Genomic DNA, 12,202 nt, shown 5'->3' with positions numbered 1-12,202 from the left:
TCCGGGGCGAGGTGCGTCCGTGGGGGTGGGTCGCCCACCCCCACGGAACGGTTCAGTGGGTGCAGGCGCCGGCGGCCGTGACGACCCCGGCGGTGATGGAGATCGTGTAGCCGTTGGTGGTCGACGGCTCGTCCTTCAGGTAACCGGCGGTCTTCAGCGCGGCCGGGCTGGCGGCATAGCTGCCGGTCTTGGCGTAGTAGGCCTCGTTGGCGGTCTCGACGCTCTTCCAGTCGGCGTTGCACGCGGCGGCCTTGCCGTCGCCGTTGAACGCCTGCACGGCGAACACGACGACCCCGGCGAGCACGCCCAGGATCACGACGACGATGAGCAGTTCGATCAGGGTGAAGCCGTCTTCGTCGGCGCGGGCGGAGCGCAGTCTTTCCAGCATGGTTCATTCCTTTGCGTTGCAGGGTTCGAGGGGTGTTCCGGAATCAGCAGGCGGCCACCTCCGGAGAGCGCGTCCCCTTCCAGGAACCGGCCGTGGCGCGCACGCTCACGTAGACCTTGTTGTTGCCGGGCAGGGGGATGGTGGCCGAAGTGGTCGTGGCGGTGCCCGCGGTGGAAACCGGGCCGCCCGCCGTGCTCGCGGTGAGGAGCTCGAACCCGGGCGGCAACGGGGTCGGGGAGGTCCAGTGGAGCGTGGCCGAGGGACCGCTGCCGTTGCCGTTGTTGCACTTCGCCGAGTCGACGACCGGCTGGCCGGGCGTCTGCAGCTTGAGCCCCGCCGCATACCCGGTGCCGGGGCCGGACTTCAGCCAGGCCGCCTCCGCTCGCGCCGCGCCGGTCCCGGTCAAGCCGGTGATCACCGTGGTCCACGCGGCCGCCACCATCGCGGCCGCGAAGACCACCCGCGGCGCGCTCATCCGCTCACCACCGTGACCGTCACCGGGATCGTGAACACCGCGCCCTGGCAGCCGTCGTCGGAAGCCGTGCTCATCGAGACCGCGCCCGTCAGCGTGAGGGTCGTGCTTCCGCCCGCGGGCACCGGCGCGTTGGGCGACTGCGCGGTCCAGCTCACGCCGGTCGTCGTGCAGGTGCCGGTGCCGTTGGCTCCCGTCGGCGTCCCGTTCGCCACGATCGTGCTGACCTTGACCGGGTACGGGTTCGGGTTGCCGACCAGGATCTTGGCGTCGCCCACCGGACCGCCGGGGTAGAGCGGCCCGCTCGTGAGGGCCGAGGCCGGCACCGTCCCGGTCGTCGGCGCGGCCGCCGTTCCGGCCTTCGCGTTCGCCGCCCCGGAACCGGAGCTCGTCCACGCCGCGACGGCGATCCCGCCGCCCAGCGTCGCGCCGACCACCGTGGTGACCACGAGCACGCGGCGCAGGGTCGGGTTCTTCATGGCTTGACCGCCGTTCCTGTGTACGTCAACGGAAAGGTGAGCGACCGGCACGCCTCGGGGGTGCCGGGCAGCATGCGGGTGGTGAGGGCGACGTCGGCGGTGCCGTCACGGGGCACCGGCACCGGCCGGGCGAGCGGGTCGACCTGCACCGAGGTGGCCGGGCAGGCCGGGACCGGGCGGCCCCGGCTGTCGACGGGTTTGCCGACCGCGGCCGTCACGGTCTGGACGAGGATGGGGAAGTTCTCGGCGTTGGCCAGCCGGATCCACCGGGTCCCCGTCGCGCCGGGCACCAGCGCGGTGGCCCGGCCGGGCACGTCGGCGATGCCGAACTGCTTGATGCCGTTGCCGTTCGCGGTGTTCGCCACCGGCGTGGGGCCGATCGCGAACCACGTGATCACGACGGCCGCGAGCGCGCCCGCCGGAACGCTGCTCCGCCACCTGGACATCGGGGTCCTTCCAGGGAAGGGCGGGGCGGTGGTTGGCGCACCGCCCCGCCGTCGATCAGGAGGCGTTCGAGGCGAGGGTGGCGGTGAGCGGCAGCACGAAGGTCTGGCTCTTGCAGGCGTCGGTGGCGTTGGCGTTCATCGTCGCGTGCAGGGTGTAGGTCTTGGAGCCACCGGCCGCGATGGTGCCGGTGGTGTCCGCGGGGACGGCGCTCGTGACGGTGCCCGCGGCGCAGCCGTTGACCGCGTTCGAGGAGCCGGCGCTGATCCCGGTGACCACGACGGGGTAGTCGTTCGGGTTGTCGACGGTCACGGTGAAGTCGGTGCCGCCGCCCGGGTAGAGGGCGCTGCCCGAACCCGCGGGCGTGATCGCCGAGTTGACCGACGTGGTCGACGACACCGAGCCGGTGCCGTTGCCGGTGCTCGTCCAGGCCGCGTAGGCGACACCGGCGACGACCACCGCTCCGGCGGCACCGAGGACGATCGCGGACCGCTTGCTGATCTTGCGCATGAGGTTCTCCTGGGAGCTGTTCCATCGGGAAGGCCGGGCTCGGTCGCGGTCCGGCTGGTCCGGTGTGGACCGTCACGATGAGTGTGCGAATTCCCCGGCGATCCTCTCCCCGGGCGACCGGCCCGACTGCGAAGGTCCGAGGTCCCTTGTCAGGGGCGGCCCGGCGTGTTACGCGCGCGGGATCGAGTCGCGGCGACGTCGTTTCACGCCGAAAAAGTTCCGATGCGCGACCGTGACCTGCTGCTTTTCCGACCCGTTCGGCCGAATGGCGGAAACCGTCCCGTGATCTTCCGCGGGGGTTGTCGGCGATCTTGAGCGGCCTCTGCGGTGGCGGTCGGGTCGCGCCTCCCGGCGATGACGGTTCGTGACAATTGAACATGTTCAACTCCTGCGGTACGGTCGGGACCATGAAGGTCGTGATTCCGGGCGGCACCGGGCACCTGGGCCGGGTGCTGAGCCGCGCGCTGGTCGAGCAGGGGCACGAGGTCGTGGTGCTGACCCGGCGGGAAGCCCGGCCGGAGCCGGACGTGCGGCACGTCCTCTGGGACGGCCGCGGTCCGGGCCCCTGGACGGCGGAGGTCGACGGCAGCGACGTCGTCCTCAACCTGGCCGGCCGGTCGGTGAACTGCCGGTACACGCCGGAGAACCTGCGCGAGATGCTGGACTCCCGCGTCGACTCGGCGCGGGTGGTCGGCGGCGCGATCGCCCGTGCGGCCCGGCCGCCGCGGGTGTGGCTGCAGATGAGCACGGCCACGATCTACGCGCACCGGTTCGACGCGCCGAACGACGAAACCACCGGAGCACTGGGCGGCGACGAGCCGGACGTGCCGGCCTACTGGTCCTCCAGCGTCGACATCGCCAAGGCGTGGGAACGCGAGCAGCGCGAGGCGGAGACCCCGGGCACCCGCAAGGTGGCGCTGCGCACGGCGATGGTGATGAGCCCGGAGCCCGGCGGAGCGCTGGCGATGCTCCTGCGCCTGACGCGCTGGGGCCTCGGCGGCCCGGTCGCGGGCGGCGGGCAGTACATGTCGTGGATCCACGAGGACGACCTGGTCCGCGCGATCGGCTTCCTGATCGAGCGGGAGGAGATCAGCGGCCCGGTGAACCTGGCGGCTCCGCAACCGTTGCCGTACCGCGAATTCCTACGCGCTTTGCGGGCGGCGGCGGGAGTACCGGTGGGCCTGCCGGCGACGAAGTGGATGGCGGAGATCGGCGCATTCGTCCTCCGCAGCGACACGGAGCTGCTGCTGAAGAGCCGCCGCGTGATCCCGGGCCGGCTGACGGAGGCGGGATTCTCGTTCGGCTACCCGGAATGGCCGGCCGCGGCGGAGGATTTGGTCCGGCGCGCTCGCCGGCCGTTGAGGGTGGGCTGAGCCCGCCCCCGGTCTCGACCCGGGGCCCGGATGCTCGGCCGAGGCAGGCGTTGTCCCGGATCCGCTGAGTCCACTGAGGACGAACGGCATCGGCTTGGCGCTCGCCGAGTCTGCCGAGGACGGTCGGCCGAGCCGGCGTTGCCCCGGGGCCACTCGGGGCGGTCAGCGGAGGTCGGTCGGCTGAGCTGGCGTTGCCCCGGGGCCACTCGGGGAGTCAGCGGAGGTCGGTCGGCCGAGCTGGCGTTGCCTGGAGCTACGCGGGGCGGTCTGCCGAGGACGGTCGGCCGAGCCGGCGTTGCTCCGGAGCCGCCGGGGCCACTCGGGGCGGTCAGCCGAGGTCGGCGTTGTCCCGCAACCGCCGCAGGACCAGGGCCAGGTGGAGGCGGAACCGTCCGGCCGGCGAGTCGACCTCGAAGCCCAGCACCGCCTCCGCGCGCGCGAGCCGGGCCGGCATCGTGCTGTGGTGACGGTGCAGCGCCGCGGCGGCCTTGCGGGCCGAACCCGTCGCGCACAAGGCGTCCAACGCCGCCAGCGTGTCTGCGCCGTGGGGTTCGGCCGCGAGGCGGTCGAGGGCCCGGACGTCGGCCAGCTCCGCGAGTTCCGTGGGGGCCAGCTTGTCCGCGAGCGCGGCCAGCCCGCCGAGCCGTTCCCACCACACGACCGGCTCCGCCGCGGAGGTGAACCGCAGCGCCGTCCGGGCGGCCGTCCACGAACGGGCGACCTCGATGGCCGGCCCCGCTGGGCCGACACCCGCGCGGGCGCCCTCCGGCAGCGAGGCGACCTCGCCCGGCAGCAGGACGGCCCGCACCCCGCCCAGCCGCGCCGAACGGCCCGCGAGCGCGTCGACGCCCGTGCCCGCGAGCACCCGCAGCCGGGTCGCCGGACCGAAGCCGAGCAGGTGCAGGGCACGGGACCGTTCGACGGTGCCGGTGTCCTCGGACAGCACCAGCTCGACCAGCGCCGGATCCCCGAGTTCGGGCCGCGGCACACCGGAGTGCTCCAGCAGGATCGCGGCGGCGATGGCGAACCGTTCGAGCAGCATGTCATCGAGGGGGAGGGGCGCGCCGTCCCGCGCCACCCACACGACGACACCGCCTTCGAGCGCCCGCGTGGCCGCTCCCATCGGCGCCGCACCCGGGGTGACGACGTCGCGGCCCGGCGCCGCCCGCAGCGACAAGCCTTGGCCGGGAGCATGCACGCCGACGGGACACCCGGCGAGCTCGGCGGTGCTGCGCACCAGAGCATCGACTCCGGAGCGGCCGGTGATCAGGCGGTCGAAGAACCCGATCACCCGCACGGCGTTCTCGGCGTCGGCGTCGAGCCCGGACAGCCGCAGCAGCAGGCCTTTCATCCCGCCACGATAGGCGCGCCCACCACCGGATGGCGAGCACCGCCCAGGCGACGCCCGCACCGCGGCGGCGAGCAAGGTCCGGCCGGGAGCGCCAGTCCTCGGGCAACGCCGCTCCCGCTTGGTTGGGCGCGCGTGGACCGGCCGGGCAGCGCGACTTCCGCCCACCATGCGCCCCGCCGCCGGACCCCGCGCGCCCAACCCACCGCCACACCGCCGACAAGACGCCGACAAGACAAGGCCGCCACCCCCTCCGCCGGGTGGCGAGGTTCCTCCCCGCAACCCCCGCCGCGTGGCGGTGGCCCGGGCGAACGCGCACCGCCGATGATCGGGGCATGACCTACGCCATCGATCCCGAGCTGCTGCCCTGGCTCGACATGCTCCCCGCCGTCACCCTCACCGACCACGCCTCGCTCGTGGCCGCGCGGTCGTCGATGGGGCAGCTCAGCGAAATCCTGCCGTCCTACGAGCCCGCCAACCCCGTCGACGTGCAGGACACCGCCGTGCCCGGGCCGTCCGATGCGCCCGATGTCCCCGTGCGGATCTACTCTCCGGCGAACCGCACCTCCGCCGTGCCCGGGCTGCTCTACATCCACGGTGGCGGGTTCGTCATGGGCGACCTCGACATGTTCCACCCCGCCCTGCTGCGCCTGGTCGACGAGCTCGGCATCGTGATCGTCTCGGTCGACTACCGGCTCGCCCCCGAGCACCCCTTCCCGGCCCCCGTCGAGGACTGCTACGCCGCCCTCGCCTGGGTCGCGGCCAAGGCCGACGAGCTGGGCATCGATCCCGCCCGCCTCGGCGTGGCCGGCGAGAGCGCCGGTGGTGGCCTCTCGGCCGCGGTGGCGCTCCTGGCCCGCGACCGCGGTGGCCCTCAGCTCTGCTTCCAGTACCTCGGCATCCCGGAGCTCGACGACCGCCTCGACACCCCGTCGATGCGGGACTACACCGACACCCCCATCTGGAACCGGCCCAACGCCATCCACAGCTGGACGAGCTACCTCGGCGCCGAACCGGGCGGCGCGGACGTCTCGCCCTACGCCGCCCCGGCGCGGGCCACCGACCTGGCCGGGCTGCCGCCCGCGTTCGTGACCACCTGCCAGTTCGACCCCCTCCGCGACGAAGGCATCGCCTACGCCCAGCGGCTCGCGCACGCCGGCGTGCCCGTCGACCTGCGGCACTACCCGGGCACGTTCCACGGCTCCTCGATGGTCGAGACGGCCGCGATCTCCCGGCGCATGTTCGCCGACGAGGTCGACGCCCTGCGCCGCGGCCTGCGCATCGACGGCTGAACTCGACGACCTGCCACCGGCCGTGGTCGCGGACCGGCGGTGCGGCTTGGGGACCGTGACGCGGCGCTGGGGCCAGGACACGCGGTACTGGACGAAATCGGGCTGGCGGAGGCCGCGATGCCCTGGCCGGCTTTCCTGTCATGTGACAGGAAGGCCGGCCGGAACGCGTGAAGCCCGGGTCAGTCGGCCGGGCCGACGTCGATCAGCACCTTCCCCGTGATCCCGTCCTCCGAGGCCGCGTGCGCCTTCGCCGTTTCCGCCAGCGGGAAGCGGTGGAGCGGCACCCCGCGGTCTTCACCGAGCCGCAACGCGCCCTCGGCCATGGCCGCCGTGATGTCCTCCGCGCCCGCGCGCAGCTTGTCCTCGCCCACCGTGTACAGCACCAGGAACTGGTACCGGGCGTTCAGCCACAGGTTCGTCCCGAAGTCGAGGCTCACCGTGCCGGTACCCCGATCGTCGCCGTAGGTCGCGACCGTGTCCCTCGGCCGCAGCACCTCCGTGTGCAGCTTCGCGTTGACCCCCATCGCCACCTCGACCACCAGATCCACCCCGTCCGGAGCGACCGAGCGGATTTGCGACCCCAGCGACGAGTCGGGGTACCGCAGCACGTGCTGAGCCCCGGCCGCCCGGGCCAGCGCCTCCTTCTCCACGCTGCTGACCGTCGCGATCACCGTCGCCCCGGCCCAGCGGGCGAGCTGGATGGCCGCGTTGCCGACCGCGCCCGCTCCGCCGCTGACCAGGACCGTGCGGCCGTTCAACGCTCCGGGGGAGAGCCGGGCCGGGCCGTCCTCGGCGACCGTCAGCGCGCGGTGGGCCGTCAGGGCCGGGATGCCGAGGCCGGCGCCCTCGTCGAACCCAGCGCCGTCCGGCAGCCGGACCAGTTTCGAAGCCGGTAGCACCGTGTACTCCTGCGCCGTTCCCGACGCGGGCCCGTACGCGCCCGCGACGATCAGCCACACGCGGTCGCCGGGCGCGAACCCCGTCACGTCCGGGCCGACCGCGTCGACCACGCCCGCGCCGTCCTGGTTGGGCACGGTTTCCGGGATTTCGGCGCCGGGTTCGGCGCGCAGCCCGCTGCGGGCCTTCCAGTCCGTGGGGTTGACCGCGGACACCACGATCCGGACCCGCACCTCGCCCGGTCCCGGGTCCGCGACGGCCCGCTCCGACAGTTCCAGCACCTCGGGTCCGCCGTGGCGGCGGTAGACGACTGCCTTCATACCCGGTGCAATCCGCGGACGGCCGGGGATATTCCCCGCATCTGCGGAAATGCGCGCGGGAAATCCTTTTTCGGCACCGGGAAAGCGCGAAAACAAGATCCCCCGGCCGGGCGATTTTCCGGGTTCGTGCCAGCGGAATCGGCGGTCGTCGCAGAAACTGGGCGCGTGGGAGAGGAAAAGAGTGACGAGCGGCCGAAGCGCGACGACGGTGAGCCGACGCCGATCTTCGACGCCGTGTTCAATGCGACGCGCGCGAAGGCTAATCCGCCGAATCCGCCGCGGGAACCGGACAAATCCGCGCGGTGACGTACACCAGGTTGTTCGCGATCCGCGACGGACATGTAGCATCCCGGGTGCCCGAGCACCCGTGGCCGAGGAGTGGACCGTGGCCGGCGTCGTCAACAGCATGATCGCCGCCGAGTACGCGGCGGGAGCGTCGATCTCCGAGCTCGCCGAGCGCTGGGGGATCGACCCCCGGCAGGTCGTCGAGCGGATCTCGGCGGCCACCCGCTCCTGAGGCCCGGCTCAGATCGCGCGTTCCCCCTTGCCCAGCACGACGATGCCGCCCTCGCTGACGTGGTAGTGGCCGCGGTCGCGGGCCAGGTCGACACCGATGTGCGCCCCGGCGGGGACCACGACGTTCTTGTCCAGGATGGCCCGCCGCACCACCGCGCCGCGGCCGACGCGGGCGCCGTCGAGCAGCACCGAGCCCTGCACCACCGCGCCCTGCTCGACGATGACGTCGGGAGAGAGCACCGAGTCGACCACCTGGGCCCCGGAGATGATGCAGCCGTTGCTGACGATCGACTGGTTCGCCGAACCGCCCTCGACGAACTTCGCCGCCGCCCGCTGGCCGGGGTGGGCCAGGATCGGCCACCGCCGGTTGTAGAGGTTGAAGATCGGGTGCGTCGAAATGAGGTCGGTGTGCGCCTCGTAGTAGCTGTCGATGGTCCCGACGTCGCGCCAGTAACCGTGGTCGCGTTCGGTTTCGCCGGGCACCACATTGGTGTTGAAGTCGTAGACGGCGGCTTCGCCCGATTTGACCAGCGCCGGGATGATGTCGCGGCCCATGTCGTGGTGCGAGGCGGCGTTTTCGGCGTCGGCGTAGAGCGCTTCCAGCATCACCTTCGTGGTGAAGATGTAGTTGCCCATGGACACGTACGCCTCTTCGGGCGAGTCCGGCAGGCCCGGCGGGTCCGCGGGCTTCTCCATGAACGCGTCGATCAGCAGGCCGTCGGTGGTCCGGATGACCCCGAACGAGCTCGCCTCCTTCCGCGGGACCCGGATGCCGGCGACGGTGACGCCCGCGCCGGAGGCGATGTGCGCCTCCAGCATCTGCCGCGGGTCCATCCGGTAGATGTTGTCCGCGCCGAACACCGCGATGTACTCGGGGTTCTCGTCGTGGACGAGGTTGAGGCTCTGGTGGATGGCGTCGGCGCTGCCCTGGTACCAGCGCGGGCCCAGCCGCTGCTGCGCGGGCACCGGCGTGACGTACTCGCCGGTCAGCGAGGACAGCCGCCAGGTCGTCGAGATGTGCCGGTCGAGCGAGTGCGACTTGTACTGCGTCAGCACGCACAGCCGCCGGATGCCGCCGTGCACCAGGTTGGAGAGCACGAAGTCGATCAGCCGGTGGGTGCCGCCGAAGGGCACCGCCGGTTTCGCCCGGTCCGCCGTCAGCGGCATCAGGCGTTTGCCCTCCCCGCCCGCGAGCACGATGCCCAGGACATGGCATTCGCTGTTCACAGCGACCTCCCGCACGCCTCGTAGAGGGCGACCGTCCGCTCGGCGATCGCCTTCCAGCCGAACTCGCCGACCGCGCGCTCGCGGCCGGCGGTACCCATCGCGGCAGCCCGGTCCGCCGCGCCGACCACCTCGTTGAGAGCCTCGGCCAGCCCCGCCTCGAACCCCTGCGGGTCCTGTTCGTCGTAGTGCACCAGCAGCCCGGTGCGGCCGGCGTCGACGACCTCCGGGATGCCGCCGACGTCACTGGCCACCACCGGCGTGCCGCACGCCATCGCCTCCAGGTTCACGATGCCGAGCGGCTCGTAGACCGACGGGCAGGCGAACACCGCGGCGTGCGTGAGCAGCTGCACGACCTCGCCGCGCGGCAGCATCTCCGGGATCCAGCGGACGCCGGTGCGGGTCTTCTCCAGCTCGGCGACCAGCCCGCGGAACTCGGCGTCGAGCTCGGGCGTGTCGGCGCCGCCCGCGCACAGCACCAGCTGGACGCCGGGGTCCAGCGACGCGCCGGCCCGGACGAGGTGCGGGACGCCCTTCTGCCGGGTGATCCGGCCGACGAACAGCACGTACGGCCGGTCCGGGTCGATGCCGTGCTTGGCCAGGGCCTCGGTGCCCGGGTCGGGGCGGTAGAGCGTGGTGTCGATGCCGTTGTGGATCACGTGCACGCGCTCGGGCGGCACCGCGGGGTAGGCGGCGAGCACGTCCCGGCGCATGCCGCCGCTGACCGCGACGATCGCGTCCGCGGCTTCGTAGGCCTCGCGCTCGATCCAGGAGGAGACGCGGTAGCCGCCGCCGAGCTGCTCGGCCTTCCACGGCCGCAGCGGCTCCAGCGAGTGCGCGGTGACGACGTGCGGGATGCCGTGCGTCATCTTCGCCAGGTGCCCGGCCAGGTTCGCGTACCAGGTGTGGCTGTGCGCGAGGTCGTGGCCTTCGAGCGCGTTCGCCATGGAGACGGCGATGTCCATCGTCGTGAACGCCGGCTGCCGGTAGCCGTGCGGATCGGTGTGCCCGGTGGCGTCGGGGCGGTCCGCGCCCCAGCAGTGCACGTCGAGGTCGACCAGCGGTCGCAACTCCCGGGCGAGGAACTCCACGTGGACCCCGGCGCCGCCGTAGACCTCCGGCGGGTATTCGCGGGTGAGCAGGCCGACCTTCATGATGCGAACCCTAGGGCCTCCCGGGCTCGTGGCGCAGTCTGGCGGACAGGGGAATTCGGCGAGTTTTCCGTCACTGCCGGGGTGATCGCGACGCCGGAGGGGCCGGCACCCCCGGTGACCCGGCGCGCGGCCGGGCCACCGGGCGAGGTCAGCGCTGGTACCGGAGGGCCCAGTCTTCCCCGCAGTACCAACAGGTGCCGACGGTGACGGACGCGCCGTCCGCGCCGAGCGGGCGCCAGCCGTCGATGCGCACGATGTACGGGCCGGCCGGGACGGTCCCGAAGGCCACGTGCCCCTGGGCGTCCGACACGGCGGTCGCGGTGACCGCGCCGTCGACCCGGTCGACCAGCTCGGCCGTCGCACCGGTGATCGCCTCACCCGGGTCGACCGCGTAGTTGGCGTTGTCGTCGTGGTAGAGCACCCCACCGGTGGCGGCCGGCGGGGCCGCGACGTGGGCGTACAGGTCGACCTCGGGCCGCCCGTCGAGCGGACCGGGCTCGATCCCGAAGTCGCAGGCCGCGTAGAAGCCGCCGTAGGTGGGGGCGGCCGGGGGCACGGTGCCGGTTTCGGTGAACGTCCGCGTCTCGCCGGCGGCGAGGTCGAACGAGCCGGGGGCGGTGATGTCGTTCCAGCCGTCCCACCCGAGCAGGTGGTCGGGACCCCCGAAGCGGTCGCACCCGAGGGTGATCCCGTGCAGGTCGCCGGCGCTGACGTTGGTCACCGTGAAGGTGACCTGGACGCTGTCGCCCACCTGGTAGGTGCCGCGGTCGAACGAGCCGCTCGCGTGCAGCTTCTCGGAGAACGGCCGGACCGCGCGCAGCTGGACGACCGGCCCGGGATCGCTGCCGTCGACGTCGACGCGCTGCTCGGTGGCGGCCTCGTAGACCCAGCCGTCCGGCAGGTTCCGGCTGGAGATGCCGTAGCGCTGGGCGGGCAGGCCGGTGAAGGCGAACCGGCCGTCGGCGTCCGTGGTGGCCTCGATCGGGTTGCCGGAGCTCGTGCCGTACAGGTAGGCGACGGCGCCGGGCAGACCCTCGCCCGCGTCGAAGGCGCCGTTGTCGTTCCGGTCGCCGTAGAGCACACCGGACGCCGGGCCCTGCGTCGTCGTCGGGTCGACCATCGGGACGGCCAGCTCGCCACCCTCGGCGTCCGGCCCGCGGAACCGGTCCTGCGGCGCGCCGTTCCAGCTCCAGACGGCGGCGGTGATCGTGAACGTCCGGGTGGCCCCGGCGTCGATCGTGACACCGGCCTGCGGGCTGCCGCCGAGGCCGGCCCAGTCCTGGATCGACAGCCACGAGCCCGCGAGGTGCTCGTCCCAGAGCGTGACCTTGGTCAGCGGCTGGTCGGTCGTGTTGGTGAGCGTCAGCGTGATCGGGAACGGCTTGGCGACCAGCTGCGGCCCGGCGCCGACGGAGGCGGTGATGAGCAGCGACGGCCCGTCGGCGTGGGCGGCCGGCGCGGCGAAGGCGCCGGTGGTGAGCACGGCGGCGAGCACGGCGCAGAGCCGTCTCACCCCGCGCAGGGGTGTTCTGGACACGGTGGATCCCCCTGGAAACGGCCGGACCGGCGGCTCCCCGCGGCGCCGCCCGGCGATGGCGCAGAAGAACTGCGATCACCGTCAAGCTAGCGAACGCGGAGGTCCCGGACCAGGGCCGACGGGGTGATCGCCACCCCTAGACGAGTGAGTCCTAAGTGATCAGTGGTCGTAGGCGATCAGTGATCGGGTGACAGGTTGGCCGGTGGCGTGGTTGTGCCAGATGGCGGCGGTCAGGGCGAGTACGCGTT

General features: G+C 72.9%; 14 protein-coding genes. 4 read left to right on the top strand and 10 right to left on the bottom strand.

Annotated elements, in window-relative coordinates; all coding sequences use genetic code 11:
- Nucleotides 1–52: 52 nt before the first annotated feature.
- Genes ACWEF6_RS37005 through ACWEF6_RS36985 form a run of 5 tightly spaced genes read right to left on the bottom strand, consistent with a single transcriptional unit; the run spans nucleotide 53 to nucleotide 2,293 of the window.
- Nucleotides 53–388 (bottom strand): competence type IV pilus major pilin ComGC, encoded by a 336-nt coding sequence (locus ACWEF6_RS37005; protein ID WP_449687215.1) that lies wholly within the window; start codon nucleotides 386–388, stop codon nucleotides 53–55.
- A gap of 43 nt (nucleotides 389–431) precedes the next feature.
- Nucleotides 432–863, bottom strand: coding sequence for a hypothetical protein (locus ACWEF6_RS37000; RefSeq protein WP_449687213.1), 432 nt, complete (start codon nucleotides 861–863; stop codon nucleotides 432–434).
- On the bottom strand, nucleotides 860–1,339 hold the full coding sequence (locus ACWEF6_RS36995) for a hypothetical protein (RefSeq protein ID WP_449687212.1): 480 nt from the start codon (nucleotides 1,337–1,339) through the stop codon (nucleotides 860–862). The genes ACWEF6_RS37000 and ACWEF6_RS36995 overlap by 4 nt, the downstream gene beginning before the upstream one ends.
- Nucleotides 1,336–1,785 carry a hypothetical protein gene (locus tag ACWEF6_RS36990; RefSeq protein ID WP_449687211.1) on the bottom strand — a complete coding sequence of 150 codons (450 nt, stop codon included), beginning with the start codon at nucleotides 1,783–1,785 and terminating at the stop codon, nucleotides 1,336–1,338. Before ACWEF6_RS36990 ends, ACWEF6_RS36995 begins: the two co-directional genes overlap by 4 nt.
- 55 nt (nucleotides 1,786–1,840) lie before the next feature.
- A complete protein-coding gene (locus ACWEF6_RS36985) occupies nucleotides 1,841–2,293 on the bottom strand; it encodes a hypothetical protein (protein ID WP_449687209.1) in 453 nt (150 codons plus the stop codon).
- 407 nt (nucleotides 2,294–2,700) lie between these two features.
- Between ACWEF6_RS36985 and ACWEF6_RS36980 the strand changes: the two genes are divergently transcribed.
- Nucleotides 2,701–3,666 carry a TIGR01777 family oxidoreductase gene (locus ACWEF6_RS36980; protein ID WP_449687208.1) on the top strand — a complete coding sequence of 322 codons (966 nt, stop codon included), beginning with the start codon at nucleotides 2,701–2,703 and terminating at the stop codon, nucleotides 3,664–3,666.
- A gap of 328 nt (nucleotides 3,667–3,994) precedes the next feature.
- On the opposite strand, the gene ACWEF6_RS36975 is transcribed toward ACWEF6_RS36980, so the two are convergent.
- Nucleotides 3,995–5,017, bottom strand: coding sequence for a helix-turn-helix domain-containing protein (locus ACWEF6_RS36975; protein WP_449687207.1), 1,023 nt, complete (start codon nucleotides 5,015–5,017; stop codon nucleotides 3,995–3,997).
- Nucleotides 5,018–5,349: 332 nt separating this feature from the next.
- On the opposite strand from ACWEF6_RS36975, the gene ACWEF6_RS36970 reads away from it, so the two are divergent.
- Nucleotides 5,350–6,306, top strand: a complete 957-nt coding sequence (locus tag ACWEF6_RS36970; protein WP_449687206.1) for an alpha/beta hydrolase — start codon at nucleotides 5,350–5,352, stop codon at nucleotides 6,304–6,306.
- A gap of 179 nt (nucleotides 6,307–6,485) precedes the next feature.
- Here the strand turns inward: ACWEF6_RS36970 and ACWEF6_RS36965 are convergent, their stop codons facing one another.
- Nucleotides 6,486–7,523, bottom strand: a complete 1,038-nt coding sequence (locus ACWEF6_RS36965) for an NADPH:quinone reductase (protein WP_449687205.1) — start codon at nucleotides 7,521–7,523, stop codon at nucleotides 6,486–6,488.
- Between the two features lie 165 nt (nucleotides 7,524–7,688).
- Between ACWEF6_RS36965 and ACWEF6_RS36960 the strand changes: the two genes are divergently transcribed.
- Complete coding sequence (locus tag ACWEF6_RS36960) at nucleotides 7,689–7,829, top strand: hypothetical protein (RefSeq protein WP_310976177.1); 141 nt, start codon at nucleotides 7,689–7,691, stop codon at nucleotides 7,827–7,829.
- Between the two features lie 61 nt (nucleotides 7,830–7,890).
- A complete protein-coding gene (locus ACWEF6_RS36955; protein WP_449687204.1) occupies nucleotides 7,891–8,040 on the top strand; it encodes a hypothetical protein in 150 nt (49 codons plus the stop codon).
- 8 nt (nucleotides 8,041–8,048) lie between these two features.
- Here ACWEF6_RS36955 and glgC read toward each other — a convergent pair whose 3' ends face one another.
- The 3 genes from glgC to ACWEF6_RS36940 form a co-directional block, all read right to left on the bottom strand.
- On the bottom strand, nucleotides 8,049–9,266 hold the full coding sequence (gene glgC / locus ACWEF6_RS36950) for a glucose-1-phosphate adenylyltransferase (protein ID WP_310976176.1): 1,218 nt from the start codon (nucleotides 9,264–9,266) through the stop codon (nucleotides 8,049–8,051).
- The gene (gene glgA / locus ACWEF6_RS36945) at nucleotides 9,263–10,417 is read right to left on the bottom strand and encodes a glycogen synthase (RefSeq protein WP_449687203.1); all 1,155 of its coding nucleotides are present in this window, start codon (nucleotides 10,415–10,417) and stop codon (nucleotides 9,263–9,265) included. Before glgA ends, glgC begins: the two co-directional genes overlap by 4 nt.
- Before the next feature lie 148 nt (nucleotides 10,418–10,565).
- Complete coding sequence (locus ACWEF6_RS36940; RefSeq protein WP_449687202.1) at nucleotides 10,566–11,954, bottom strand: MSCRAMM family protein; 1,389 nt, start codon at nucleotides 11,952–11,954, stop codon at nucleotides 10,566–10,568.
- Between the last annotated feature and the right edge of the window lie 248 nt (nucleotides 11,955–12,202).

Source organism: Amycolatopsis sp. NPDC004772 (assembly GCF_053601215.1).
This window is presented reverse-complemented; position numbering and strand designations above follow the sequence as displayed.

Bases quoted from the DNA above. Each gene is read 5' to 3' on its own strand.
- ACWEF6_RS37005 (WP_449687215.1), bottom strand. From the start codon at position 388: ATGCTGGAAAGACTGCGCTCCGCCCGCGCCGACGAAGACGGCTTCACC.
- ACWEF6_RS37000 (WP_449687213.1), bottom strand. From the start codon at position 863: ATGAGCGCGCCGCGGGTGGTCTTCGCGGCCGCGATGGTGGCGGCCGCG.
- ACWEF6_RS36995 (WP_449687212.1), bottom strand. From the start codon at position 1,339: ATGAAGAACCCGACCCTGCGCCGCGTGCTCGTGGTCACCACGGTGGTC.
- ACWEF6_RS36990 (WP_449687211.1), bottom strand. From the start codon at position 1,785: ATGTCCAGGTGGCGGAGCAGCGTTCCGGCGGGCGCGCTCGCGGCCGTC.
- ACWEF6_RS36985 (WP_449687209.1), bottom strand. From the start codon at position 2,293: ATGCGCAAGATCAGCAAGCGGTCCGCGATCGTCCTCGGTGCCGCCGGA.
- ACWEF6_RS36980 (WP_449687208.1), top strand. From the start codon at position 2,701: ATGAAGGTCGTGATTCCGGGCGGCACCGGGCACCTGGGCCGGGTGCTG.
- ACWEF6_RS36975 (WP_449687207.1), bottom strand. From the start codon at position 5,017: ATGAAAGGCCTGCTGCTGCGGCTGTCCGGGCTCGACGCCGACGCCGAG.
- ACWEF6_RS36970 (WP_449687206.1), top strand. From the start codon at position 5,350: ATGACCTACGCCATCGATCCCGAGCTGCTGCCCTGGCTCGACATGCTC.
- ACWEF6_RS36965 (WP_449687205.1), bottom strand. From the start codon at position 7,523: ATGAAGGCAGTCGTCTACCGCCGCCACGGCGGACCCGAGGTGCTGGAA.
- glgA (WP_449687203.1), bottom strand. From the start codon at position 10,417: ATGAAGGTCGGCCTGCTCACCCGCGAATACCCGCCGGAGGTCTACGGC.